The following is a 25099-nucleotide window of genomic DNA, read 5'->3' as shown; positions in this document are numbered from 1 at the left end:
GACGCCACTGGAGGAGAAAATCAAGCCGGTAGGGAGGACTCGTGCCGGAGAACGCACCCATCATCGAGGCGCGCAGTTTGACGCGCTCGTTCGGCGGCTTCATTGCCGTCAACAATGTCGACATCCAGATTCGGCCGGGGACCATCCACGCGCTGATCGGACCGAATGGCGCCGGCAAAAGCACGCTGTTCAACCTGCTGACCAAGTTTCTTTCGCCAAGTTCCGGTCAGATATTTTTCAAGGGTCGCGACATTACACAGATGGCGCCTGCCGACATCGCTCGGCTTGGCCTCGTCCGGTCCTTCCAGATCTCGTCGGTCTTTCCGCACCTCAGCGCCCTTGAGAACGTGCGCGTGGCGCTGCAGGCCCGCGAGCGGGAAACCTTTTCCTTCTGGAAGTCCAACCGGTGTCTGAAACGCTTTGACGAGGAGACCATGGCCCTCCTTGAAAGCGTCGGTCTCGCCGAAAAGGCCCGGACAAAAGCCAGCGAGCTTTCATACGGACGCAAGCGTGCGCTGGAACTGGCGACGACGCTTGCGCTCGAACCGAACGTGCTGCTGCTCGACGAACCTATGGCCGGCATGGGCACGGAAGACATCGGCAGGACGGCGGCGTTGATCCGCCGCGTTGGCACGGGTCGCACGGTGTTGATGGTCGAGCACAATCTTGGCGTCGTCGCGGATCTTTCCGACACGATCACGGTGCTGCGCCGCGGCGAGGTGATTGCCGAGGGCGGCTATGCTGACGTCTCGACGAACAGCGAAGTTCGCAAGGCCTATATGGGAGGAGCCCATGGCTGAAACAGTTCTAAACGTCAGCAATCTTCAGGCTTGGTATGGCGAAAGCCACGTGCTTCACGGCGTGGAATTCAACGTCAGGAAGGGCGAGGTTGTCACCCTGATCGGCCGCAACGGCGCCGGCAAGACCACGACCCTGCGCAGTCTGATCGGCGTCGTCAGCAAGCGGGCCGGCAGCAGCATCTACAAAGGTGTCGATCTGTTGCGGACACCGGCGCACAAAGTCGCCCGTCTCGGCATCGGCTACGTCCCAGAGGAGCGCGGCATTTTTTCGACGCTGAACGTCATCGAAAACCTGATGTTCCCGCCAGCCTGGCAATCGGGCGGGATGAGTGTGGATGAAATCTACAACCTCTTCCCTAATCTCAAGGGCCGCGACACCACGCCCGGCACGCGGCTTTCCGGCGGCGAACAGCAGATGTTGGCGATCGGACGCGTCCTGCGCACCGGCGCCGATTTCATCCTGCTCGATGAGCCCACCGAAGGCATCGCCCCCGTCATCGTCGAGGAGATCGGCGCGGCGCTGCGCGTCCTCAAGGATCGCGGCATGACCATCATTCTCGTCGAACAGAACCTGCGCTTTGCGGCCTCCGTCGCCGACCGGCACTTCGTCCTCGACCAGGGAAAGGTCATCGACGAAATCTCCAATGATGCGCTCGACGCCAACATGGACCGGCTGAACCGGTATCTGGGGGTTTGATTGCCATGCGCACATTTCAACAGGTCAAAATCACATGACAGATTTTCTCGGGGTGCCGATACCCGTTCTCCTCGGCCAACTGCTACTCGGGCTGATCAACGGCTCATTCTACGCTCTGCTCAGCCTCGGGCTGGCGGTCATCTTCGGCATGCTTAACGTCATCAATTTCGCCCATGGAGCGTTCTACATGCTGGGCGGCTTCGTCGCCTGGTACATGCTGTCGAGGCTCGGTCTTGGGTATTGGGGAACACTCGTCGCGGCCCCCATACTGGTCGGTTTCGCCGGCGTTGTGGTTGAAAAGCTGTTTCTGAGGCGGCTTTATCGCATGGACCACCTCTACAGCCTGCTCCTCACATTTGGCATCGCGCTGATGCTGGAAGGTCTGTTCCGACACGTCTTCGGCGCAGCCGGAAAACCGTATCCAGTTCCAGCGGCACTGACGGACGGCATCAATCTCGGCTTCATGTTTCTGCCCATGTACCGCGCGTGGGTAATCGTCATCTCGCTCATTATCTGTCTGCTGACCTGGATTGCGATCGAGAGGACCAAGCTCGGCGCCTATCTGCGGGCGGCGACCGAAAACCCGTCGCTGGTCCAGGCCTTCGGCATCAACGTGCCACTCATGCTGACTTTAACCTATGCCTTCTGCGTCGGGCTCGCCGGCTTTGCCGGCGCGCTCGCGGCGCCTCTCTATCAGGTCAGCCCTGGCATGGGCTCAAGCATCATCATCACGGTCTTCGCCGTCGTCGTGATCGGCGGCATGGGGTCGATCGGCGGCGCGATCGTCACTGCGCTTGGTCTTGGTATCATCGAAGGCCTCACCAAGACATTCTATCCGGCAGCCTCCTCGATCGCGGTTTTCGTCGTGATGGTGCTCGTGATCCTCATCCGGCCAGCTGGCCTGTTCAGCCGGGAGGCATGACATGAAAAGCGCAACCCTCTCCAACGCGGCCGCCACCTCCAGTCATGGTCAGATGATCGGCCGCATCCTGCTGCTCGTCATTGTGGCTGTCATGTTGATCGCGCCGCTCGCGGTCTACCCGCTCTTCCTCATCAAGATCCTCTGCTTCGTGCTGTTCGCCGCAGCTTTCAATCTTGTGCTCGGCTACGCGGGTCTGTTGTCCTTTGGACACGCCGCCTTCTTCGGCGGCGGCGCCTACATCGCGGCCCAGGCCGCAAAGGTGTGGCAGTGGCCATTTGAGTTGTCGGTATTGGCGGGAACTTTGTTTGCGACCTTGCTGGGATTGGCCTTTGGAACGCTCGCCATCCGCCGACACGGCATCTACTTTGCCATGATCACCCTGGCACTTGCCCAGATGGTCTATTTCATGGCGGTCCAGATGCCCTTCACGGGGGGTGAGGACGGCATCCAGGCCGTGCCCCGCGGTTACCTGCTTGGCATGATCGACCTCAGGAATATCACCGCAATGTACTACACCGTCCTCGGCGGCACGGTCGTCGGCCTCGTCATCATCTGGCGCGCGGTCAACTCGCCTTTCGGGCATACGCTGTCCGCAATTCGCGAAAACGAAACGCGTGTCATCTCGCTCGGCCTGAAGCCCGAACGTTACAAGCTGATCGCATTCACCCTCTCAGCGGCTCTGTCGGGCTTGGCCGGGTCGCTGAAGGCGATCTCCTTCCAACTCGCCTCGCTGGTTGACGTCACATGGCACATGTCCGGGGAAGTCATTCTGATGACCCTTCTTGGGGGCATGGGCACGCTTATCGGCCCGATCGTCGGCGCAACAATTGTCGTCGGGCTCGAGCATTTCCTGTCGACCAGTGGGCTGCCCATCACCTTCATCATCGGCCTGTTTTTCGTGATCTGTGTGATGATGTTCAGACGGGGCGTGTTCGGCGAACTTAAGCTCCTACTGGAGCGACGCAGGAGCGAATAAAAGTCTTTCTGTGCAAGCAAAAATCAAAAGGCCGAAGCTCGCGCTTCGGCCTTTTTTGCTGGGGCGGGGAAAGTCTACTTCGACGTCCGCCCGAAGAGGTAGCCGATAGCCGCCGCCATCACCAGCTGAACGATGCTGGCAAGATCGGGCGAGATGCGCGCCGGCAAATCGGACGCGGAAAGGCTCGGCAACAACCCACCATAGACGACCCAAAGCGCGACAAGCACTGAAGCAAAGACCACCAGCCCAAGCACCGGCAGCGAGACGCCGGAGCCGGCCGTTGCTGCCGCCTGGGCGCGAGGTCGAACAACGGGCAGCGCAGGCATATCAAACTGCGACGAACCGGCTTTAGCCTGTAGCGGCATTGAATCGGCGCCTACCGACCGCGCGGCCATGGAGACCTCCTGCGGGTTTTGTCGCAGCTGAATTTCCTCGGCAAATCGCTTGAAGAACTGGCCGGCCATTTGTTTCGCCGTCACGTCGATTAATCGGCCCCCCAGTTGCGACAGCTTTCCGCCAATCTGCGCGTCCACGGTGTAGTCTAATACGGTCCCGCCATCCGTTGCGGAAAGCTTGACAACAGCAATGCCCTTGGCGAAGCCAGCAACGCCACCCTGCCCTTCGCCGGTTATCTTGTAACCATTTGGAGGATCCAGATCCGACAGTGTTACCGCCCCTTGGAACCGCGCCTTGACCGGCCCGACTTTCATGACCGCGACGGCAGCCATTTCCGTGTCTGATGACTTCGTCAATTCCTGGCAGCCGGGAATACAGACCTTGAGCACCTCAGGATCGTTGAGCGCTGCCCAGACCTCTTCCTTGGTGGCCGGGATCAATTGTTGGCCAGACATTTCCATGGATAATCCTCCTCAACTGTCATTGGAACGGAAACGCTCCGCACGGCGCGATCAGCGTGCTTGACATTCACTTTTTAAGTCTAATAATGCAAGTCAAATATTCAATGAGCCTCATTGTTGGAGATGATGCCGGAGGAACACTTATGGCACGACCTTTAGTCAGAGCGGCGGCCACGCTGGCGGCACGGGCGAATCCATGAAGCCCGCACAGTTCGATTACATCGCACCGACAACTGTGGAGGAAGCAGCAGCGGCACTCACCGCATCTGCTGGTGACGGCAAGATTATCGCAGGCGGGCAGAGCCTGATGCCGATGATCAATTTCCGACTGGTGAAGCCCTCCATCCTCATCGATATCAATCGGATCAAGGGATTGGATAAGATAGAGTTCGACGGCAGCCGGCTGAAGGTCGGGGCAACCGTCCGTCATCGCATGACGGCCACCGATACGCTCGTCGCCCGGCACCTGCCGATCGTTCACGATGCTATGCGTCACGTCGCGCACATGACTGTGCGCAACCGCGGGACGTTCTGCGGAAGCGTCGCGCATGCAGACCCCGCAGCCGAAATGCCGCTGATGACCCGCTTCCTCGACGGCACCATCATCGCCTTTTCCGAGCGTGGCGAGCGCCGTATCCCTGCCGCCGACTTCTTTGCCGGTTCGTTGGTAAATGCGCTTGACGAGGACGAACTAGTCACAGCGGTGGAAATCGACGCCATGCCAGAGGACGCCGGCTGGGGTTTCGAGGAATTTTCCCGCCGCCATGGCGACTTTGCGCTTGCCTGCTTTGCAACAACCTTTCGCGTCGAAAGCGGTGCGGCAAGCGGCGTTCGCGTTGGCATGATGGGCGTCGGTGAAACCCCGCTGCGCCTGCCGGAAATCGAGGAGATCGTCGAGGGCACCGACCTTTCCGAACCCATTCTCGATGCGGTAGCAGAGAGACTGGTAAACACCTTGACCCCCAATTCCGATATCCACGCATCAGCGGATTATCGCAGGCATCTTTCTGGCGTATTGGCGAAGCGCGCACTGCGCACAGCTTGGAGCCGCGCCAATGGGAGGGCGATACGACGCCATGGCTGAAAAGCAGATCACTTTTAACGTCAACGGCCTATCCTACACGCGGGCAGTCGAACCTCGCATGCTCCTCAGCGATCTCCTGCGCCATGAGCTCGGCCTGACAGGAACTCATGTCGGCTGCGAGCACGGAGTCTGCGGCGCGTGCACCGTCCTTCTTGACGGGCGTAGCGCGCGCTCCTGCCTCACGCTCGCCGTTCAGGCAGAAGGTTTGGAGATCGAGACGATCGAGGGCCAGGGAAGCATCGAAAGGCTCGGGCGCGTCCAGGAGGCGTTTCGGGAACACCATGGCTTGCAATGTGGCTTCTGCACGCCGGGCTTCATCATGGCGATCACCGATCTTCTGCGCCATCACCCGCTGGAAAGCGACCAGGAGATCCGGGAAGCGCTCTCCGGAAACATCTGTCGCTGCACGGGCTATGAGCACATCGTCAATGCCGTCCGCGAGCTCGCACGTGAAAGAGGCCCCCTGACATGAAGATGCATTTTCTCGAAGGCGGCCGGCTGCGTATGCGCCGCTCGATCTTTGTAGCGGGAGCTGCAAAGGAAGAAACCATCGAACTGCCCGTCCACGCCACGCTGATGCGCCATACCCGGGGCAATGTGCTCTTCGATAGCGGATGCAATCCGGATGCGGCGATCGATGCCCCGGCACGTTGGGGCGGCCTCAGCAAGGTCATGACGCCAATCTTTTCACCGGAGCAGACCGTCGTCCACCAGCTCGACGCCATCGGCCTGCAGCCCGACGACATCGACGTCGTCATTTGCTCCCATCTTCATCCCGACCATTGCGGATGCAATTCCTATTTCCGCAAGGCGACCATCCTGTGCCACGAAGCTGAGGCCGCGGCAGCTAAGGCCGAGGGTGCCGAAAACCTCGGCTACCTGCCTAGGGAATGGGATCAACCCCAAGGCTTCCAGACGTTTGACGCAGACCATGACGTGTTCGGCGACGGCCGTATCGTCGTCATGCCCATGCCTGGGCATACAGCCGGCATGAGCGTGGCGCGCGTCGAACTGGAAAAGGACGGCACTTTCGTCCTAGCGTCGGATGCCGCCCCCCTCCAGGCCAATATCGACACCAGCATCGCGCCGAAGAACACTTGGAACATGGATCTAGCCGCTGCCTCACTCGCGCGGCTCAAGGCCTTTCGCGACAGCGGCGACACGATCATCTCAGGCCATGACGAAATTCAGTGGCAGGGCCTGAGAAAAGGCAGGGAGTTCTATGAATGAAACATTCTGATCATTCCGTCGAGCTTCGCCCCAAGCTGGTTGGCAAGCGCGTCAAGCGCACGGAGGATCCTCGTCTTCTCACCGGGGTTGGACAATATGTCGACGACATGGCGCCTGCCGGTATGCTTCATGTCGCGTTGCGCCGCTCCGACCAGCCTCATGCCAAAATCTTGAAGATCGATATTGGTGACGCGTTCTCGGTTAGGGGCGTTGTCGCGATCTATGATGCAAGCGATCTCGAGGGAGAAATAAAGCCTGCCATTCCAACCTCACGGATGCCGGGCTATTACGCCACGCCGATCTGGCCATTAGCACGGGGTAAGGTCCGCTATGTCGGCGAACCGGTCGTCGCGGTAGTGGCGGAAAGCCGCTATGCCGCCGAAGACGCGCTGGAACACATTACCATCGAATACGAGCCCCTCCCCTTCGCGATCCGGCAGGTCGATGCGGTCAGGGACGACGCGCCGCTCCTGCATGAAGAAGCGGGAACGAATACGATCATCCGCCGCGAATTCAAACGCGGCGACGTCGACGAAGCCTTCAAGGACGCGGCGATCACCGTCAGGGGCCGGTTCCGGATGACCCGCAAGACCGCCGTCGCCATGGAAAACCGGTCCTATCTCGCCGAATGGGATAGTCGCAAGCAATCGCTGACGATTTATACCTCTTCGAATATACCAGGCGTCATTCGAGACGTGCTCTCCAGCTGTCTCGATCTCCCTGGAACGCGGATGCGCGTCGTTGCGCCGGATGTCGGCGGCAGCTTTGGTGGCAAGGGATCGCTCTACGGCGAGGAAATTCTCGTCTGCGCACTGGCGCGGAAGCTGAAGCGACCGGTCAAATACATCAGCGACCGCCTTGAGGATCTTTCCGCCACCAGCCAGGCGTTCGACGAACTGATCGAGGCGGAACTGGCGGTTACAAAAGACGGTACGCTGATCGGCCTCCGTGCTGATGTTATCGGCGATGTGGGCGCATATTCGATCTATCCATGGACCGCAGCGCTCGAAACGGTGCAGGTCGTCAGTTTCCTGCCCGGCCCCTACCGGATGGAACATTACCGCGGCCGCATTCGCGGCGTGCTGACCCCGAAACCGCCCACCGGCCCCTATCGCGGCGTTGGGCGCCCCTCGTCCACCTTCGCAATGGAGCGTCTGATCGAGATGGCGGCGCGCAAACTGGGCATGGACCCTGTCGAATTTCGCCGAAAGAACCTTGTGAGGGATGACGAATTTCCCTACCGCACCGCCTCTGGCATCATCTGGGACAAGTCAGCCTTTCAGGAGTGTCTCGAAGGCGCTTGCAGGCATGTCGATTATCCCGTGCTGGTTCGCGATCGTGACGAGGCGAGAAAGGCCGGCCGCTGGGTGGGCATCGGGCTCGCGAGCTATGCGGAACTCACCGGTATCGGATCGCGGATTTCTGTTGCCCCTGGCATGCCGATCAATACCGGGACCGAAACATCGAAAATCGAGATTGACGCGACTGGCGCGATCACCGCCGCCTTCGGCATTTCGTCCCACGGTCAAGGGCTGGAAACGACGCTGGCGCAGGTCATCGTTGACGAACTCGGTTGCAAACTGGAGGACATTGAAGTCAAGCACGGCGACAGCGCACTTGTCCCGATGGCTAGCGGCACCTATGCCAGTCGCTCCGCCGTGCTCGGCGGCGGCGCCGCAACGCTTGCCGCTCGCGTTGTCAAAGGAAAGGTCCTGCGCGCAGCTGCCTATCTGATGGAGCAAAAAGTCGAGGACCTAGACATCCACGACGGCATTATCAGCAGCCGAAACTCGAATTCGTCGATGACGCTGAAAGAAGTCGCTTCGGCCGTTTATACCCAGATGGGCCGTATCCCGCGCGACCAGCGCGAGGACCTGACTGCATCGGAGACCTATGACCCCTATCTCGGAACCGCCTGCTCGTCGACGCACCTGGTCATGGTGGAAGTCGATCCAGAAACCTACGGCGTGAAGATCCTCCGCTATGTGGTGGCGGAGGATTGCGGCAAGATCATCAACCCGATGATCGTGGACGGACAGGTTCACGGGGCAGTGGCGCAGGGAATCGGAGCGGCCTTGCTCGAAGAAATCGTCCATGACGATCAGGGACAGGCGGTGACCGCCAGCCTGGCGGATTATCTTGTGCCGGTCGCTAGCAGCGTGCCCGAAATCGGCATCGTCCATATCGAGGCCGATCTACCCAACAATATCGGTGGCTTCCGCGGTATGGGCGAAGGCGGCACGATCGGTGCGCCGGCGGCAATCGCGAACGCCGTGTCCGACGCACTGGCTCATCTCGGCGTGTCCGTGGAGACACTCCCGGTCACGCCCGAAAGAATCTTCCAGATGCTCCGCGAGCGACGTCAGACTTCCACCGAAGCCACAGGTGCGCCGTGATCGATGGCCGACCGGCTATAGGTCGAACTGATATCGGAGCAGATAGTCGGTATCCTTGGCCGCGATCGGCTTGCGGCACTCCGAGCACACAACGATCGCCGAGAAGTCCTGCCCACAGGCCTTGTGGCGCAGCCTCATCGGGGGCTTGCCGTCAGCCAGCCAACGGTCCCCCCATGCCATCATCACCAGCATTGGCTTGTAGAGATCGAGACCCATTTCACTGAACCGATATTCGAACCGCTCGCCCGAATTGTACGGGACCTTCCGAAACACACCGGCCTGCACCAGCCGCGCCAGACGGTCGGACAGGATATTCGTCGCGATCCCGAGATTTTCCCGCATTTCTTCGTAACGCCGCACGCCGTTCCATCCTTCCCTGAGGATCAGAAAACTCCAGCGGTCTCCAATGATCCCCAGCGTCCGTGCCACCGAACACGGTCGGACCCTCTCCAAGAGGCTGGGATCGGAGCTTCGTCGCGATGTGGGGCGATTTTCAACTGGAGCATAACCTGCCCCAGGCCCGTCCCTCGGTGCCACTTCCTTGGCGGTGAATGGCTGAAGACATTCACCGCAGACGGTTACAGGATGGCAATTGCAGCCGCAGCTCTTGTGGATGAGTTGAAGGGGTGGCTCGCTTGAGCCGGCCAGCCACTTGTCACCAAACTCCATAAGAGAGAGCATTGTTGGGAAAAGATCTTTGCCACGCACCGTCAAGAAATACTGCTGCCCCGGTTCGTTCAGTCGTTTCCCGACACTGAGAATCTCGTTTACAACGAGTGCAGACAGTCTGGAGGAGAGGGTCTGCCGCGGAATTCCCAACCGCTGCTGGAATTTATCGAACCTGCGCACGCCAAAATAGGCTTCCCGAAGGATCAGGAAGTTCCAGGTGTCCAGAACAATCTCCATGGTCCGACGCACGGATGATTGCCGCTGCATAGACAGGGGCCTACCCGATGAACCCAGGGTTGTGTTTTCAATCTTTGTCATTGTTACGTCATTCACGGACTGAAACCTGTCGCAAATAGGGCCACGTTTGCGAACAAATATAGGCAACAAAGTCTGATAATGAAAGTCAATGTGAGCACCACCTCTTTAAAGTTAAGATGCCCTTCGCATTCTTTAGCGATGTGGAAGTAGTAAACGACGGTGATGGCACAGTTGCGAAGGGCGGCTCGTTTTCCCCTTTGCGATGTTTGTCCAAGGAGGAATGTCCAAGTGGACGATTGAAATTGGCTCCACCTCGGCCGCGCTACGGCTCAATGGATGTCAATGAAAATTCCGCGGTTTCGCCTTCATGGGATCGATATGAGGATCCGGCGTTTATCCCGAGCCCGACACGAGCCCGTTCCCTAGGCTCAGGACTTCGGTAACGGGGCCGTTCCAGTCAAGCAAAAAGTGACGACCGCAGCAGCGCCGTGATGGTGCCATTGCGGTAAATAATCCCGACAGATCCCCTTACGCCGCTGCCTGACTTGCTATGCCCCTCGTTTGAGGTCACCCCGGGTTCATGCTTCGGTCCGAGGTCAGCGCGATGGCTGCCAACTAGCATCAAAGCCTTTTAGTACTTGACGCCAATTGCAACAGGCGAACGCCAGAACATGACCGACCATAACGGTTCACAATTGTCGCGTCCTTAACGTGTTAGTCGCTCTGGCTGGCTCGGGGAACTTGTCGCTTGGGGAAAGCGTACATAGCTGCAGCACTTGCAGCTATTCCGCAGACAGTAATGGTGGTCATCATCGGCCTCGCTGTTCCGTCAGCGAACACCGCTACGAACAGGGTGGCTACGGTTCCAGCTGCAAAATTCATTGCTCCCAAAAGCGCCGAAGCAGTTCCAGAAATTGCGCCGAACGATTCCAAAGTTAATGCACTCGCAAGAGGCATAACGAATGCCATAGATGCGATGACGATAAACAGTGAGGCGGCGGTGAGAATAACGTCCGCGCCACTTACGAAGTCAATCGCTGTCACCGCGATGGCGGCAGACGTATAAAACGCAAGAGCGACTTGAATAATTCTCTGTGGCGCATACATCGTCATCAGCCGTGGAGCGATCTGTGCTCCGACCATCAAGCCCACAGCATTAATTCCGAAGAGTACACTGAACATGGTTGGTGACAGCTCATGAATGCTGATGAATACGAATGATGATCCAGCGAGGTAGGCAAAAAATCCAGCCATAGCGAAGGACAAGACGCACGCATAAGGCAGGAATTGTCCGTCGACTAAGAGGGTGCCGTAGGTTCTAACGGCCTTCATTGGGCGCCGGCCTCCTCGAAAATCCGCAGCTCGAGTTTCCCGCAGTTTAAGGCAAACTAGGAAGAGGCAAACAGTACCGAACACCGCCAACGCTAGGAAGATCATCGGCCAGGGTGCAACTGCAATAATCGCGGTTCCGAGCATCGGCGCCAGAACAGGAGCTACTCCTTGAACAATCATCACCAGGGAAATGAGGCCAGCGGCGGCGCGACCGCTGAAGAGGTCGCGAACGATCGCCAGACCTATGACGAACCCAACCGAACCGCCTAGGCCTTGCAAAAACCTCCAAAGGCAGAATTGCATCGCGGTGTCGGCCAAACCGCAGCCTACTGATGCAGCAATAAACACGGACAAACCCGCGCATATCATCGATTTTCTACCTAGAGCGTCTGAGAGCGGCCCGAAGAACAGTTGGCCAATCATCAGTCCAGCAAAAAATGTCATAAGGCTGAATTGAACTGCACCCTCGCCGATATTCAGGCTGTATGCGATTTGAGGCATCCCGGGCAAATACATGTCGATAGAAAGCGGGCCGATGGCCCCCAGGAGCCCCAGGATTGGGACGAGCCGGCGGGTTGATGTCTCATTCATGTTGCTTCTCTACCCTCAACTTAGAATTTTTGGCGCGTTGTCTATCTGTGACATCGCGTTTAGAGCGACTTGTAGCGATGTGATGAAAGTGTGAATGGTGTCTTTCGCATCAGCGAAATTCAGCAATTTCTTTAAAGTGGCCTGAATACATAGCCCCGTGACAGACAGCATTATTGTGTATGCGAGTCGGTTCACGTCGTCGTTTGTCGTCGCTAATCCTGCCTGACGGCTGAGCAGTGATTCGCATTTCGCTATCGCAGGCAAGAGTCGCTGTTCAAAAAATATCTGCTCAAAATTCAGCTCCGGAACCGACCCCATAACGCGAAATAGATTGAGGGATGAGTCTTGCGCCAAGAAGAGCCGGAACTGCAAACGCAGAAACATCTCGACGTCTTCAGCAACCGCGTTGGGCGCAAACACAGTTAAAACCTCTTCATTTTCATCTATGATTTTGGAGATGAGGCATTGGTGGAACAGGTCTCTTTTGCTTTTGAACATCTGATAGAGGGTTCCCTTGCTTACACCGGCGGCGTCAGCAATGTCCGACATTGCCGTCTCGAAATAGCCGCGGCAAACAAAGGCACTCAGGCTCGCATTTACGGCTAGGTCCCAAGCGGTTTGAGCGGGCGGGCAACCGTCGTCAGCGCGTGTTATCATCGGGCTTCATCCAAAGCGTTTCCTGTGCACGTTCCTCAGCAGCATGGCCGGTCGTTAATTTTCATATTTACATTCAGTATGTATGTAAAGTACAAACTGCACCAACTGGGATTCTCCTGCCTCAAAAATTATGAAAGGTTCTATGAAGTGGAAACCAAAACTCTAAAACGAAGATTGGTGGCGAGCGCGCTCATATCGCCGCTCTTCTTTACGGTCGCCGCCGCACAGGATCAGCCTGTCCCCCAAGTGGGTGTCGTGAAAGTCGAACAGCAGGATTTCACGCTGACGGCTCGCCTGCCGGGACGGATCAAGCCGTCCACTATCTCCGAGATAAGGCCCCAAGTTTCGGGGATCATCCGGGAGAGGCTCTTCGAGGAGGGGGGCAAGGTTAAAGCGGGTCAGATACTCTACAAGATCGATGACGAGACGTATATTGCTTCGGTAGAATCCGCAAAAGCGAATGTGGCCCAAGCTCAAGCGAGTTATGATTTTGCCGTTATAGATGCGCGGCGCGCAGAAGAAACGTTTGCCAAAAACGCTAGCTCGGCCTCAAATCGGGATACGAAGATTGCTGAGCGAGAAAAAGCGCGCGCAGCGCTCCAAGTTGCTCAAGCTCAACTTCGAACGGCTGAAATCGACCTGGCGCGCACCACCATACGAGCGCCGATCTCAGGGGTAATTGGCTTCTCGGATACAACGCCCGGAGCACTTGTTGCAGCCCAGCAGACTTCGCCGCTTACAACTATTCGAGCGTTGGATACCATCTATGTAGATGTCACCCAGTCGATTAACGATCTGCTCCGCTGGAATGCTGACAGGAGCTCCGGCGATGCTCGTGCTTCGTCAATCGCAACAATGATAATGCCGAATGGCGCTCCGTATCCGCTCAAGGGTGACCTAAAAGCGGCTGAACCCCGGGTTGAACCGACAACCGGCATGGTAACGCTTCGTATCGCATTCGCAAATCCTGATGACAGACTTTTGCCGGGGCTATACGTCGAGGTTGAACTTCCCCAGGCCACGACTCGCGGGGCGATATTGGTGCCCCAGTCAGCAGTGATGCGTAACGCTAAGGGAGAGGCGTCGGTCTGGGTCGTCGACGATGGAAAAGTTGCTGTTCGCCCCGTAACGATCGTCGCAGCTAATGGCAACCAATGGGTTACCAACAGTGGACTGAAGCCCGGCGACGTTGTGGTCGTTTCGGGATTCCAGAAAGCCAAACCGGGAGCTGCAGTACAGGTTGAACAGAAGCCGGTAGATGAGCAGTCAGCACCGGTTGGGAGCAACTGAGCATGGCACGCTTCTTCATCGATAGACCAATCTTCGCGTGGGTTATCGCGATCATCATAATGGGCCTCGGAATTCTCTCGATCATGCGGCTTCCGATATCTCAATACCCGTCCATCGCCGGTCCGTCGGTTGTGATCGGCGCAAATTATCCAGGAGCGTCGGCAGAGACCGTTTCTGATACGGTGGTGCAGATCATCGAGAAGGAGATGACGGGGCTGGATGGGCTGAGATATATCGACTCATCGACCACTTCAACCGGACGAGCAACAATCACTCTGACTTTCAACCTGGGGACAGACCCCGACATCGCGCAAGTTCAGGTACAAAACAAGCTCAGCCAAGCAGAAGCAAGCCTTCCCTCAGAAGTTACCCGTCAGGGTGTCACCGTGGAGAAGTCAACGACCGGCTTCATGATGGTCATCGCTCTTATTTCGGACGATGGAGCTCGAAGCGCGATCGATCTGTCGGATTACCTCAACTCGTACATGGTAGAACCGGTATCTAGGCTAAAAGGTGTTGGTAAAGTCGAAGTGTTCGGATCCGAATACGCAATGAGGATTTGGCTCGACCCCCAGAAACTTAAGTACTACGGTATATCTCCTAACGACGTTACGACTGCAATTAGTGCACAGAACGCTCAGATTTCTGCTGGCTCATTTGGTGCCATGCCTGCTCCTCAGGGGCAGCAGCTGAACGCAACAGTCACAGCCCAATCACTCCTCAGGACGCCAGAGGATTTCGATAGAATTGTTTTGCGGGCCGATACGGACGGAGGCCTCGTGCTTCTCCGAGATGTGGCGAGAGCCGAGTTGGGTACCGAGAACTACGAAATCTCGAGCTTTCACAACGGGCGGCCAGCCACAGGAATGGCTATCCAGCTTGCGTCAGGTGCCAATGCACTCGAAACAGCTGAATTGGTAAAGGCAAAGGTTAACGACCTATCGCAGTTCTTTCCCGCTGGTGTGAGCTACGTCATTCCATACGATACGACGCCTTTCGTATCGCTATCGATTGAGGCTGTCATCCACACCCTCATCGAAGCCATCGTGCTCGTCGTTCTTGTTATGCTGATCTTTCTGCACAACTTTCGAGCGACGCTGATCCCTACACTTGCCGTGCCGGTCGTTCTTTTGGGCACGTTTGGGATTATGGCTACCCTTGGGTTCTCGATAAATACCCTGACGATGCTAGCAATGGTCCTTGCCATCGGTCTTCTCGTTGATGATGCGATCGTCGTTGTCGAAAACGTCGAGCGCATCATGAGAGATGAACATCTCGATCCCGTTGCCGCGACGAAGAAGTCGATGGGCGAAATTCAAGGCGCGCTTGTCGGCATCGCCATGGTCGTCTCTGCGGTCTTCGTGCCAATGGCGTTCTTCGGCGGTGCCACGGGCGAAATGTACAAACAGTTCTCCGTAACGATCGTCTCGGCAATGGCGCTGTCGGTTCTCGTCGCCCTTATCTTTACGCCAGCCCTTTGCGCGACCTTGTTGCAAGCACACGATCCACACTCCAAGCCGAGCTTCGGTTCGAAATTTTCGGCGTGGTTCGAGAAATACTTCTCTTCTCTAACAAATCGATACGGGGGTGTTGTAAGGGTTTCTGCGAAGCGCCCCGTTCGAATGTTCATAATCTATCTTTTGCTTGTCGCAGCCATGGTCGTTCTGTTTCAGCGTACACCAACGTCGTTCTTGCCTGACGAAGATCAAGGGACGTTGATGACCATTATTCAGACACCGCCCGGTGCGACCGCGGAAACAACGGAAGCCGTGCTGAGAAAGGTAGAAGGCTACTACCAAGGCGCGGAGAAGGCGAATGTCGATTCTGTCTTCGCTGTACGGGGCTTCTCGTTTGCCGGACAGGGTCAAAACATGGCAATGATGTTCGTCAAACTGAAGGACTGGAGTGAACGAAAAGGTAAAGAAAACTCCGCGCAAGCCATTGCGGCCCGCGCGTTTGGTCCTTTGATGGGAGGTATAAAGGAAGCCTTCGTAATCCCACTCGTCCCCCCGGCGGTGACAGAGCTTGGTAACTCAAATGGCTTCACCGCCTTCCTTCAGGCGCGATCGGGTCAATCTCACGAGCAGTTGCTGGAAGCCCGTAACATGTTGCTTGGACTTGCTGCTCAAACTCCAAAATTGATGGCGGTCAGACCAAGCGGCGTCGAGGATGCTTCGCAATTCCAGCTTAATATCGACTGGGGAAAGGCCGGCGCCGTGGGTTTGACTGCCTCTGACGTTGGCGCCTTTCTCACAACTGTCTGGTCAAGCTCTTATGTCAATGATTTCCTGTACGAGGGAAGAATGAAACGGGTCTATGTGCAGGGAGAACCTAACGCTCGAACGAATCCTGATGATTTAGCCAAATGGAGGGTTCCTAATTCCAATGGGGAATTCGTGGATCTCGCAACGATCGCCAACCAGACCTGGGTCTATGGCCCTCAGCAGGTGAGCCGATACGACGCGCTTCCCGCTATGGAGATAGAAGGATCTTCAGCACCAGGATACTCCTCTGGCGAGGCCTTGGCCGAAATGGAGCGGCTGGCAACTCAGCTACCACCTGGATACAGCCTTCAATGGACGGGTATGTCCCTTGAGGAAAAGGATGCAGGGGCTGGCGCCTTGCCACTCTATGCCTTGGCTTTGGCCACAATGTTCCTTTGCCTCGCAGCTCTATACGAAAGCTGGAACATTCCGATCGCCGTCCTCCTAGCTATGCCTGTGGGCGTGCTCGGCGCCGTCCTGGGAGCTTGGATCGGCGGACAATCCAACGGCGTTTACTTCCAGGTCGGTTTGCTCACCGTGGTGGGGCTGACAGGCAAAAACGGGATTATGATCGTGGAATTTGCTCGAGAGCGGATGACAAATCTCGGAGAGACGGCGTTTGAAGCCGTGTGTGAAGCGGCGAAGCTCCGCTTCAGGCCAATCTTGATGACATCCCTGGCGTTCGGCCTAGGCGTAGTTCCTTTGATACTGTCTTCAGGAGCTGGAGCGGGTGCAAGACAAGCGATCGGTTACGCTACCTTCTTCGGGACGGTAACGGGGACCGTTCTTGCGATCATATTCGTTCCAGTTTTCTTCGTCATCGTCTCAGCGATATTCAAGCGAAGAAAAACAAGCAGCTAAACCGGTTGTAGACCCTTTCAAGGGGTCTACAGCAACCCTAAAGATATGACATATGTTTCCGCCTCCCGATTTGCAGTCGATGTCGATAAGGTTGTAGAAGTCCTTTGAAATTGCAGGGAGGCTGCGTTGAGACGAACAAAAGAAGAAGCTGCGGAAACGAATCGACAAATCCTTGAAGCTGCAGAGCACCTTTTCTTGGAGAAGGGCTACGAAAATGTCAGTCTGGAAGAGATCGCGGCGCAATGCGGTGTGACCCGAGGTGCCGTCCACTGGCATTTCAAAAACAAGCACGGCCTCCTGCTTGCTCTTAGAGATCAGGCACAAGAGCCATTTCGGTTGCTCGCAAACGATCTGTCGACCGGACGAGACGCTGCATCTCTGGATCGGCTGGGCGATATCATCGCCCAAATATTCCATCGTTTACAGAAAGATCACCGGCATCAAGGCATCATTCGGGTTATGATCAGGCTCGATCTTGCAAAAGCGACAGAGGAAAAAAGCGGCGGAAGTGCCTTTCCAGAGGAAATGGAAGGATGGTTCACCAGTATCTTCGAAGCAGCAGAGCGGGATGTCGGGCTTGCCGAACCATGGACCGCAGCCATGGCCGGATCGATGCTTAATGCCACCGTAGGGGGCCTCGTCCTGGAGTGGGCGCTCAGGAAAGCTCCCTTCCGTCTGGCCCCGGACGGAGCCATGATTGTAAGAACGGTTCTAGCGGGCATGAAGAGAAACGACGAGGCTTTTCATCAGGGCGTCGATCAATCGCGGGTCGATTGTGAGCCTTCCTGAATAGTGGCTAAGCCCAAACGAACAAAAGTGCATGAGATAGATTGCTGCTTGCAGGCTACAGAGACATCTGTTTAGCCACTTAGAGGTCTGCCGGGAAGATTGCCATGATCCCAACCCGGTTGGTAGTCGGCAGAGACTGGACGTTAATCCGCTCCAACGGACGGCGATCAGCCGCCGGGTTCAACCTTTCCTAGTTACGGCTACCGGATCCATGGATTGTGTTCGGCGCGGTTAGGAAATGATGCCACTAATCCCGGGATCCCTTCGCATCCTTCCAGAGAGGCCAAGCATCGACTCAAAAATATTTTTACAAACATGTTGTATGTATATATACTGATGCAAGGCCGTATGGCTAGATTCTCAATATCTGGATTGCAGCGATGGATAGGCGCAACCTCCGCCAACGGGCGGACATTCTTTCAAAAAATCCGTTCCGAGCGCGTCGCGCCCGCCTCGGAAAGGAGATGACTGCAGTACCGTGTGCAGGACATCTCCGGGGGGCGCGCGCGCTCAGGCAGCTGCGCGCCCCTATGGCATCGCTCAGATTTCGTTTCCTCAAAGCCCGGCGCCGTATGCGTCATTCGTTTGAAAACCAGTCTGACTGGATGCGGATAGTCATGCTGGGAGTCATCTTGCTCCAACTCGCGTTTATCGCCTTCACAAGCAATATGTTCGACGGCGTCGCGCTGGAATATGTTCCGGGAACGGCAAATATGGTCGCGGGCGTCTTGAGCTGGTACATCCTGGTCAGGATCGCGCGCCCGAAAATGCATTTTGACTGGTTGCTGGAGGCTCTTCTACAACTGATTTCGGGTTCCATAGTAGCACTCGACCACAACTTAAACCATGCTGGCCTCTTTGTAACAAATCTGTCGATATTCATTGCACTGATAATGATAAGACTGTGGATTGCGCTGACGATTTTTCCCCGAAGGGGATTTGCAGCATTAGCCGCAGGTGCCGGAACCACTGCGTTCATCGCATGCTGGCTGCTTGCAACAGAAATTTTCTCTATCCCACCCAATCCCGATATTATGCTTGCCACCGATCTCGCGATAAGAGCCCTCAGTTTGATCACGTTTGGCCTAACTCTCAGAAAATGAGATGAATCTGATCACGACCGACAGCAGAGCCTTCGAAGGCTGGGCGTGCTTCGAGGGAATTCACCGCGTTGTCATCTTCAATGGCGCTCGGGTATTGAACGACCGGGGATGTTAAAGACGAAACAATAAGACCGGGAATTCCACTTTAAGCCACGCAGGGCTGCCGTCATCCCATCACGTAGCGATTTGGAGGTGGCACGGAAGAGTTTCGGGGTTTGGATGGTAGAGTCGGGAAATCTGCCTTTCGTATCACATCCGAACGTTCTATCGGAGCGCCGTTCCTCCGTTCACTACATGTCCTCTATTTCAAATTGGCAGACTGGCACCACTGCCAGATATCGCCATTTCATTCGGACCGCGATAAAGTTTACAGGATTTGGCCGCCACGATGCAGCAGCCATTGTTGCACGGCACAACTCCGCGAGATCACAACCATCTGGCACGCGACCTACCACGGGTCTGCGACAGGTGGAGTTTCTCGCGCACTATGCAAAGGAAGCACGCGGCATGTCTGTGATTGCACGCACGGCGCGCCTGCATGGCGCTTGTTGCAAGCGAATTGCTGATCCCGAACATGAAAGATTCCAAAAGCTTCTTGGCAGAGGCGTCCAGCCGCAACGAGATAGCGTCTAAAGATTTAGCACGCTGCCATTTGAATCTCAGCTCTCGAGTCCCCGGAAGTCATCGAGGGGGAAGATCGGCCGTCTCACGTTCTCGAAATTTAAAATGGAATAGTCCGACGTACAGACACCGACGCCCGCGCACGGAATTGCTTGCTTTGCGTACTTACCCAGGTCGGCCGCCCAATGGACCCGGCTCTTGATTGCGATGAACCGCTTGGTGGCCGGATCAACCCCTACGGACAAGAACAAGCCAAGATCCGTCGGCTCGGTTTGCGTCGAGACAAGAACAACCTCAATGTCTCCAAGGTCGAGGAGCGCCATCGGTCCGATATTTATCTGGATGCCTCGGGCCATGCTACTCTGGCTGCGGAAATAGCCCGCCGACAAATTCCGTACCCTACCCTCAACCGGGAGTGGGACGCTTTGCCGGGGCAGCGATGGCATTGGAGTGCGTCCACCGATCTCAAGGCTAACCGTTGCTCCTACGCCCGCTTCGATGCAAGTGCGGACAGCGTCAGGATCACAGATGCCGAAGAAAATAACGTCCTTGAGGCCTTGCCTGATAATTTCAGCCAGGACCTCGGTTGTATCCATCGTGCCGCCGGAAGCGCAATTGTCGCAATGATCCAGGATGACGACAGGGCCTTCCGCCTCTCCGAGAAGCTTTGCTCTCGCCACGGAAACCTCAAGGGGTTCGGATTCAAAGACGAAGTCGTTCCGCACCGCCCATGCCGCGTCCAACAGCCGTTTCACCAACAATTGCGCTTTTTCCGCATCGTTATCCGTCACGACCACGACCGAAAGTCCGGCCTGCTCGATGTCCGCATGCGGAAAACCGACGAACACACTGGCGAGCACCGCCTCACCGCTGTTTTCCATGTCGACTGCGATCTGCTGAAGTTCGCGATTTGGCGATCGGTTGGTGCCTTGAGCCATCACATGGGGAAGCATTGGCAAGGTGCCCCATGTCATCGTCGGTTTGATCGATTTACGCACGGCATGCACCAGTGCACGACCCGCCCTTATCGCTGTCTCGCGCTCATCAAGATGCGGGTACGTCTGGTAGCCGGCGATCACGTCCGCGTGCTCTATTATGGCTGGATAGATGTTCGCATGCATGTCGAGCGATACTGCAACAGGTACCTCCGGCAACACGGTCCGCAGACGACGCAGTATTTCGCCTTCCCCATCTTCGAACCCGTCCACTACCATTGCGCCATGCAAGTGCAAGAAAACGGCATCGAACGGGCCCTCGTCACGCGCAGATCCCAACAGCAAGTTGGAAAGCACTTCGAAAGCATCCCTGTCGACAGGACGGCTGGGGGCGGCACCTGCAGAAACCGCAACGACCACCTCCGCTCCCTCTTCCTGAGCAACCTGGAGATAACCGCCGAGTGGACTTTGGGTGCCAGCGTAAAAATCAATGGCAGCTTGTCCAGTTAAAGGCCGCTCACCGCCCGGGCCGAACCGGGAAAGTGGTGTCGGGACTGGAGAAAAAGTATTTGTTTCGTGAGAAATACGGGCCAAGAGAATACGCATCCGGGATACTCCGGTAAAATGATGTTGTCAAATGGGACGGCAAACGCTCTTCTGTCACAATCGACGTCTTGGTTTGACCAATTAACCGTTTGCCATCCAGCACATAAAACGGCGCGCCGGCTCGCTCCCCAAACAGGAAGAGCCGTCGTGCGAGATCAGATGAGGAAGATCAATTATTGGCTATGTAGAGGTTGGCCGCGTTGTTCGCGAAACCCTCGACGCCGATCGTGTGATTGCGGACCTTTGCGCTGGTGATCGTATAAGCATCCGGCGCAACCAGGTTGAGACCAGGCAGATCGCGGACGATCAATTTCTGGAACTCGACATAAATATCATAACGCTTCTTGAAGTCGGTTTCGATCGCCGCAGCTTCCAGAAGCCTGTCCACTTCGGGATTGTTATAATGAGCCGAATTGAGGAAGGCGACGCCCGGCTGGAAGCCCTTTGACCAGTAAAGTCCCTGTATTCCTCCCACGGGATCAAACAGGTTACTGAGGGACTGCACGGCGATGTCGAAATCCCGGGTCGTATAGACCCGTTTGACGTAGGAAGCAAAATCCTGCGTTCGCAGGGTCGCCTTGATGCCAATCTTGTTAAGGGATTGCACGACAAATTCTGCTGTTGATCGATAGGGACCTGAAGGCTGGACAGGATCGACGAAGAGCGAAAGGCGCCATCCATCACTGCCGCGGGCAAAACCGGCTTCGTCAAGCAGCTCTTCAGCCTTTTTCAGATTCAGCTCGTAGCGAGGCAGACCGTCATAGTAAAATTTCTTCAGACCCGGGTTAACCGGGCCGTAAATTGGCTTCGCATGCCCGAGATATACGCGCTCGACAATCGCGTTCACATCGATTGCGTGAGCAATGGCTTGGCGCACCTTGAGGTTGCCAAGATGCGGATTATCCAGATTAAACTCAAGGCGGGAAATGGTGTTATTGTAACCGTATCCCCGGGTCTCAATTTGAAGTGCGGGATTTTGCGAAAGACGTTCAAGTTCTGTCGGGGGAACGCCGGCAACGGTCAAACCGATTTCACCGGCCTCGAGAGCAGCCACTTGCGCGGCGGGATCCGTGATGAATCGGAAAACAATTCTGTCGAGATACGGCTTCGACGGCTGCCAGTAGTTCGGATTACGATCAAAGACGATGTGACTGCCGCGCACCCATTCACCGAATTTGAACGGCCCGGTTCCTACGGGTGCCACGTTGTGCGGATTGCTTAAAACGTCAGTGCCATCGTACAGATGAGCGGGAATAATCGGCGAGCCAGATCCCGCGAAAGCTGAGATCAGATACGGGGCGGGCTTGTCGAGTAATAGTTCTACCTCATACTTGCCAAGAGCCTTCACTTCACGAAGCGGCAGGAAAATACGCTGACCTCTTGGATGATTTTTCTTCAGTGAATTGATTGAAAACACCACATCTTCTGAATCAAAATCTTCGCCATCGTGCCACTTGACGCCCTCGCGAAGTTTGAACCAGTAGCGTAGGCCATCCTCGCTGACCGACCATTCTGTAGCCAGTTCCGGAAGCGGATTGAGATCGAAGTCGTAAGTCAGCAATCCCTCCAGAACCTTCGAACTCACGTAGTAGGCAAAACCTGACGTATTCGCGACTGATGCGATGACCGGATATTCTGAGCCGACATTGACGGTAAGGGTTCCACCTCGCACAGGTGCATCGCTCTGCGTCCATGCGGGTAAAGCCACCGCCAACGGCGTGGCGCCTATTACGCCTAAAAACCCCCGGCGCGTGAATGATAAGAATTCCGATGTCATTTCCGTTTCCTAATTATTTTTGAGAAAATTGGCTCTCACCTTCGTCGCTGCGTCCTTAGCAAGATAATATATAAAATATATAGTTTTAGTAGATTATCGGCGTCTTTTATCCTAATTTTCGGACGCTGAATGCAAAAGTTTTTCGCTGTAGATAAGGCGTGAAGCCTGAACACTGGTCTGCCCGTTTTGAGCGTGCAAGATTTTGAATCTATTGTTGCGTTCACGCTCGATTCCGCGTTCTCGCAAGCGAGCTTTCGCCCAAAGAACGCGACGACAAGCCAGCCAGGCCGCCATCGAAAGTCCGCCCCTCACTGCGGTCAAATTGGACGCACAATGGCATCGGGAAAACACGATACAGAAGCAGCGTAATGTGTGCCAGACGGATCAGTATTCGTTTGATCGCGAAATAGCAATTGCGCAACCCAAGGCGCACAATGTCTATATAAAGAATTGATAATGTTATAATTTCTGTCTTTTTGCAACCAGCTCGGCGATCGGAATAATTCGCATTAGTTTACTCAAAAAGAACCCAAAGAACGGACCAGAAACCCATATCTCCTGAAGCCAAAAGATGCCAAATTATCAAACGGGGATATAGACCAATATAGCTACATTCCCGCATTGGGCGCTCCTTTAGAAAAGCTGTGTTATGCTGATCTCATTGCGTTGCTGAGAACCCACCCTTGTATAACGCCACCAGTTCTTCGGTGATCAGATTTGGATTAGCCCCACTGCACCGACCTTGCGAAAGGCGTTCGATGCGACGCGCGCCTTGCGCGTCGGTAATCAATTGGAGAAGTCCCCCGATAATGGCATAGTAACGCAAGCAGATTCGCTCATATGGCACTTCGGGAACCGACCGGGACAGAGCGTCGAGGAACCGGAGGGCCGTGCGGTCATTTTCTTCTGCCAGGCTGTCATCAAGAAACGGTCGGGAAACCGCGTAGGCCTGAAACATCAGTCGCGGCAGGAAGTTTAACGAACCTTCCGATTTCAATCCTTCCTGGACAGTTGGCTCTATAAGAGCCCGTAAAACACTTTCAAGGTCAAGACGCCCGCCACCTGCCTCTGCCTCTACTTTGTCCAAACGCGCGAGTCTTCTACTCTGCAAGGACCCGAGCAATTCTGCGTAAATCTCGTGGATCAGAGTGTCCTTGGATCCGAAATGATAGTTGACTGCTCCCAAGTTCACGCCGGCTGCGCTGGTGATGTCGCGGACAGAAACAGCGTCGAGCCCCCTTTCCGCAAAAAGGCGGACGGCCACATCGAAAAGCTGACGCTTTGAATCATACTCTGGGCGACGTTTCTTGATCGGGGGCAAGGCGCTTAGCTTTCCTGAAAACTGCATTAAACGGCAAATATCCGCAAACGAGCAGCTTGACAAGCAAACGTTCGTATGACTAACGTTCAAACGTTCGTATGAAAAGGTGCGCACTCACAATTATCCGCGTGAGAGGAGAACAAATCAAAAGGCGCCTGATGCGGGCATACGGAGGACGCAGAATTCAGGGAGAGAGAAATTCATGCCAGAAAACTTACATTCCCCTTACCATGAAACCCACGAGGTCGACGGGGCTCTAAAGGGTGCTGCCCCTTCCGCTTCTGGTCAAGGGATCACTCGAACCGAAATTGAGGTTGAGACGGATCATGGTGTTTTCGACGCGTATATGACGGCCGTTGAGAGCGGAAGGGGGCCCGGGGTGTTGATGGTCTCAACGATCTTCGGCCTCAATCAGGTGTTAAAGGATTGGTCTGACGAGCTAGCGATACATGGTTGCGTTGTAATTGCCCCTAATCTGTTTTCGCGCGACCCTGAAGACAGGGGGGTTCTTGCACTTCCACATGACACCGAGAGGGCTGTTGCCCGTGCTATGCGTCTTGACTTCGCCAAATCGATGGGTGACCTCAGATACGCGATTGCCACTTTGAAAAACCACCCCAATTGCAATGGTAAGGTCGTGCTGCTTGGCTTCTGTCTTGGCGGACCCTACGCCTGGCGCGCGGCATGTGATGGCCTTGATATTGAAGCGGCTGTCTCGTTCCACGGCAGCTTTGTATCCCGGTATTTAAAGCCTAACGATAAGCCTGCCTGTCGTGTCGTGTTCCACTATGGCGATAGCGACGATCTTGCGCCGCCCCCTGAACTCGCAGCAGTCAAGGCTGCCAGCGATGCGTCAGGCAGCGAATTCATCGTTTACCAGGGGGCGCGGCACGCATTCATGGTTAAGGCCGACCGGCAGAACTACAACCCCGGAGCTGCAATGCAGTCCTGGGGGCATACCATGAATATTATCGGCAAGCTTTTCTGAAGGAGCTTCTGCCGAGGCTGAAGAACCGGTCTGTAACACATCCGTCGTTTACGCGGGCACCAGTATTGCGTCGCT

20 protein-coding genes are annotated in these 25099 nt (G+C 55.9%); 13 read left to right on the top strand and 7 right to left on the bottom strand.

Annotated elements, in window-relative coordinates; genetic code table 11:
- The first annotated feature begins 41 nt into the window (after positions 1-41).
- The 4 genes from AGR7B_RS25210 to AGR7B_RS25195 are packed head-to-tail and all read left to right on the top strand — an operon-like array spanning position 42 to position 3395.
- Complete coding sequence (locus AGR7B_RS25210; protein WP_080858450.1) at positions 42-800, top strand: ABC transporter ATP-binding protein; 759 nt, start codon at positions 42-44, stop codon at positions 798-800.
- Positions 793-1497 carry an ABC transporter ATP-binding protein gene (locus AGR7B_RS25205; RefSeq protein ID WP_080858449.1) on the top strand — a complete coding sequence of 235 codons (705 nt, stop codon included), beginning with the start codon at positions 793-795 and terminating at the stop codon, positions 1495-1497. Before AGR7B_RS25210 ends, AGR7B_RS25205 begins: the two co-directional genes overlap by 8 nt.
- Positions 1498-1531: 34 nt before the next feature.
- Positions 1532-2419, top strand: coding sequence for a branched-chain amino acid ABC transporter permease (locus AGR7B_RS25200; RefSeq protein WP_080858448.1), 888 nt, complete (start codon positions 1532-1534; stop codon positions 2417-2419).
- Between the two features lies 1 nt (position 2420).
- Positions 2421-3395, top strand: a complete 975-nt coding sequence (locus tag AGR7B_RS25195; protein ID WP_080858447.1) for a branched-chain amino acid ABC transporter permease — start codon at positions 2421-2423, stop codon at positions 3393-3395.
- A gap of 74 nt (positions 3396-3469) precedes the next feature.
- On the opposite strand, the gene AGR7B_RS25190 is transcribed toward AGR7B_RS25195, so the two are convergent.
- On the bottom strand, positions 3470-4252 hold the full coding sequence (locus tag AGR7B_RS25190; RefSeq protein WP_080858446.1) for an SRPBCC family protein: 783 nt from the start codon (positions 4250-4252) through the stop codon (positions 3470-3472).
- Between the two features lie 196 nt (positions 4253-4448).
- On the opposite strand from AGR7B_RS25190, the gene AGR7B_RS25185 reads away from it, so the two are divergent.
- From AGR7B_RS25185 to AGR7B_RS25170, 4 genes are read left to right on the top strand one after another with little or no spacing between them, the layout of a single operon-like run.
- Positions 4449-5336: an FAD binding domain-containing protein gene (locus AGR7B_RS25185; protein WP_080858445.1), complete on the top strand. Its 888-nt coding sequence runs from the start codon at positions 4449-4451 to the stop codon at positions 5334-5336.
- On the top strand, positions 5329-5808 hold the full coding sequence (locus AGR7B_RS25180; RefSeq protein WP_080858444.1) for a (2Fe-2S)-binding protein: 480 nt from the start codon (positions 5329-5331) through the stop codon (positions 5806-5808). The genes AGR7B_RS25185 and AGR7B_RS25180 overlap by 8 nt, the downstream gene beginning before the upstream one ends.
- Complete coding sequence (locus AGR7B_RS25175) at positions 5805-6566, top strand: N-acyl homoserine lactonase family protein (RefSeq protein WP_080858443.1); 762 nt, start codon at positions 5805-5807, stop codon at positions 6564-6566. The genes AGR7B_RS25180 and AGR7B_RS25175 overlap by 4 nt, the downstream gene beginning before the upstream one ends.
- Positions 6563-8962: a xanthine dehydrogenase family protein molybdopterin-binding subunit gene (locus tag AGR7B_RS25170; RefSeq protein WP_080858442.1), complete on the top strand. Its 2400-nt coding sequence runs from the start codon at positions 6563-6565 to the stop codon at positions 8960-8962. Before AGR7B_RS25175 ends, AGR7B_RS25170 begins: the two co-directional genes overlap by 4 nt.
- A 15-nt stretch (positions 8963-8977) precedes the next feature.
- On the opposite strand, the gene AGR7B_RS25165 is transcribed toward AGR7B_RS25170, so the two are convergent.
- The 3 genes from AGR7B_RS25165 to AGR7B_RS25155 form a co-directional block, all read right to left on the bottom strand.
- The gene (locus AGR7B_RS25165) at positions 8978-9949 is read right to left on the bottom strand and encodes a winged helix-turn-helix transcriptional regulator (RefSeq protein WP_121490470.1); all 972 of its coding nucleotides are present in this window, start codon (positions 9947-9949) and stop codon (positions 8978-8980) included.
- Positions 9950-10603: 654 nt separating this feature from the next.
- Positions 10604-11812 carry a multidrug effflux MFS transporter gene (locus tag AGR7B_RS25160; protein WP_080858440.1) on the bottom strand — a complete coding sequence of 403 codons (1209 nt, stop codon included), beginning with the start codon at positions 11810-11812 and terminating at the stop codon, positions 10604-10606.
- 15 nt (positions 11813-11827) lie between these two features.
- Positions 11828-12469, bottom strand: a complete 642-nt coding sequence (locus AGR7B_RS25155) for a TetR/AcrR family transcriptional regulator (RefSeq protein ID WP_080858439.1) — start codon at positions 12467-12469, stop codon at positions 11828-11830.
- Positions 12470-12493: 24 nt separating this feature from the next.
- Here AGR7B_RS25155 and AGR7B_RS25150 point away from each other — a divergent pair, with 24 nt between their 5' ends.
- The 4 genes from AGR7B_RS25150 (at position 12494) to AGR7B_RS25135 (ending at position 18776) form a co-directional block, all read left to right on the top strand.
- Positions 12494-13759 (top strand): efflux RND transporter periplasmic adaptor subunit, encoded by a 1266-nt coding sequence (locus tag AGR7B_RS25150; RefSeq protein ID WP_208616072.1) that lies wholly within the window; start codon positions 12494-12496, stop codon positions 13757-13759.
- 2 nt (positions 13760-13761) lie between these two features.
- Entirely contained in the window at positions 13762-16884 is a 3123-nt protein-coding gene (locus tag AGR7B_RS25145) for an efflux RND transporter permease subunit (RefSeq protein ID WP_080858437.1), read from the top strand.
- 126 nt (positions 16885-17010) lie between these two features.
- Positions 17011-17673 (top strand): TetR/AcrR family transcriptional regulator, encoded by a 663-nt coding sequence (locus tag AGR7B_RS25140; RefSeq protein ID WP_080858436.1) that lies wholly within the window; start codon positions 17011-17013, stop codon positions 17671-17673.
- Positions 17674-18053: 380 nt separating this feature from the next.
- On the top strand, positions 18054-18776 hold the full coding sequence (locus tag AGR7B_RS25135) for a hypothetical protein (RefSeq protein ID WP_162934275.1): 723 nt from the start codon (positions 18054-18056) through the stop codon (positions 18774-18776).
- 659 nt (positions 18777-19435) lie between these two features.
- Here AGR7B_RS25135 and AGR7B_RS25130 read toward each other — a convergent pair.
- From AGR7B_RS25130 to AGR7B_RS25120, 3 genes are all read right to left on the bottom strand, one after another.
- Positions 19436-20938, bottom strand: coding sequence for a M81 family metallopeptidase (locus AGR7B_RS25130; RefSeq protein ID WP_080858434.1), 1503 nt, complete (start codon positions 20936-20938; stop codon positions 19436-19438).
- A 169-nt stretch (positions 20939-21107) separates the two neighbouring features.
- Positions 21108-22715: an ABC transporter substrate-binding protein gene (locus AGR7B_RS25125; RefSeq protein WP_080858433.1), complete on the bottom strand. Its 1608-nt coding sequence runs from the start codon at positions 22713-22715 to the stop codon at positions 21108-21110.
- 658 nt (positions 22716-23373) lie between these two features.
- Positions 23374-24150 carry a TetR/AcrR family transcriptional regulator gene (locus AGR7B_RS25120; protein ID WP_162934274.1) on the bottom strand — a complete coding sequence of 259 codons (777 nt, stop codon included), beginning with the start codon at positions 24148-24150 and terminating at the stop codon, positions 23374-23376.
- A gap of 88 nt (positions 24151-24238) precedes the next feature.
- Between AGR7B_RS25120 and AGR7B_RS25115 the strand changes: the two genes are divergently transcribed.
- On the top strand, positions 24239-25024 hold the full coding sequence (locus AGR7B_RS25115; RefSeq protein WP_080858431.1) for a dienelactone hydrolase family protein: 786 nt from the start codon (positions 24239-24241) through the stop codon (positions 25022-25024).
- The last annotated feature ends 75 nt before the right edge of the window (positions 25025-25099 follow it).

Origin of the sequence: Agrobacterium deltaense RV3, from assembly GCF_900013505.1 — a bacterium.
In the GTDB taxonomy this organism is placed as follows: Bacteria; Pseudomonadota; Alphaproteobacteria; order Rhizobiales; family Rhizobiaceae; genus Agrobacterium; species Agrobacterium leguminum.
This window is presented reverse-complemented; position numbering and strand designations above follow the sequence as displayed.

Bases quoted from the DNA above. Each gene is read 5' to 3' on its own strand.
- AGR7B_RS25205 (WP_080858449.1), top strand. From the start codon at position 793: ATGGCTGAAACAGTTCTAAACGTCAGCAATCTTCAGGCTTGGTATGGC.
- AGR7B_RS25200 (WP_080858448.1), top strand. From the start codon at position 1,532: ATGACAGATTTTCTCGGGGTGCCGATACCCGTTCTCCTCGGCCAACTG.
- AGR7B_RS25195 (WP_080858447.1), top strand. From the start codon at position 2,421: ATGAAAAGCGCAACCCTCTCCAACGCGGCCGCCACCTCCAGTCATGGT.
- AGR7B_RS25190 (WP_080858446.1), bottom strand. From the start codon at position 4,252: ATGGAAATGTCTGGCCAACAATTGATCCCGGCCACCAAGGAAGAGGTC.
- AGR7B_RS25185 (WP_080858445.1), top strand. From the start codon at position 4,449: ATGAAGCCCGCACAGTTCGATTACATCGCACCGACAACTGTGGAGGAA.
- AGR7B_RS25180 (WP_080858444.1), top strand. From the start codon at position 5,329: ATGGCTGAAAAGCAGATCACTTTTAACGTCAACGGCCTATCCTACACG.
- AGR7B_RS25175 (WP_080858443.1), top strand. From the start codon at position 5,805: ATGAAGATGCATTTTCTCGAAGGCGGCCGGCTGCGTATGCGCCGCTCG.
- AGR7B_RS25170 (WP_080858442.1), top strand. From the start codon at position 6,563: ATGAAACATTCTGATCATTCCGTCGAGCTTCGCCCCAAGCTGGTTGGC.
- AGR7B_RS25165 (WP_121490470.1), bottom strand. From the start codon at position 9,949: ATGACAAAGATTGAAAACACAACCCTGGGTTCATCGGGTAGGCCCCTG.
- AGR7B_RS25160 (WP_080858440.1), bottom strand. From the start codon at position 11,812: ATGAATGAGACATCAACCCGCCGGCTCGTCCCAATCCTGGGGCTCCTG.
- AGR7B_RS25155 (WP_080858439.1), bottom strand. From the start codon at position 12,469: ATGATAACACGCGCTGACGACGGTTGCCCGCCCGCTCAAACCGCTTGG.
- AGR7B_RS25145 (WP_080858437.1), top strand. From the start codon at position 13,762: ATGGCACGCTTCTTCATCGATAGACCAATCTTCGCGTGGGTTATCGCG.
- AGR7B_RS25135 (WP_162934275.1), top strand. From the start codon at position 18,054: ATGGATAGGCGCAACCTCCGCCAACGGGCGGACATTCTTTCAAAAAAT.
- AGR7B_RS25130 (WP_080858434.1), bottom strand. From the start codon at position 20,938: ATGCGTATTCTCTTGGCCCGTATTTCTCACGAAACAAATACTTTTTCT.
- AGR7B_RS25125 (WP_080858433.1), bottom strand. From the start codon at position 22,715: ATGACATCGGAATTCTTATCATTCACGCGCCGGGGGTTTTTAGGCGTA.
- AGR7B_RS25115 (WP_080858431.1), top strand. From the start codon at position 24,239: ATGCCAGAAAACTTACATTCCCCTTACCATGAAACCCACGAGGTCGAC.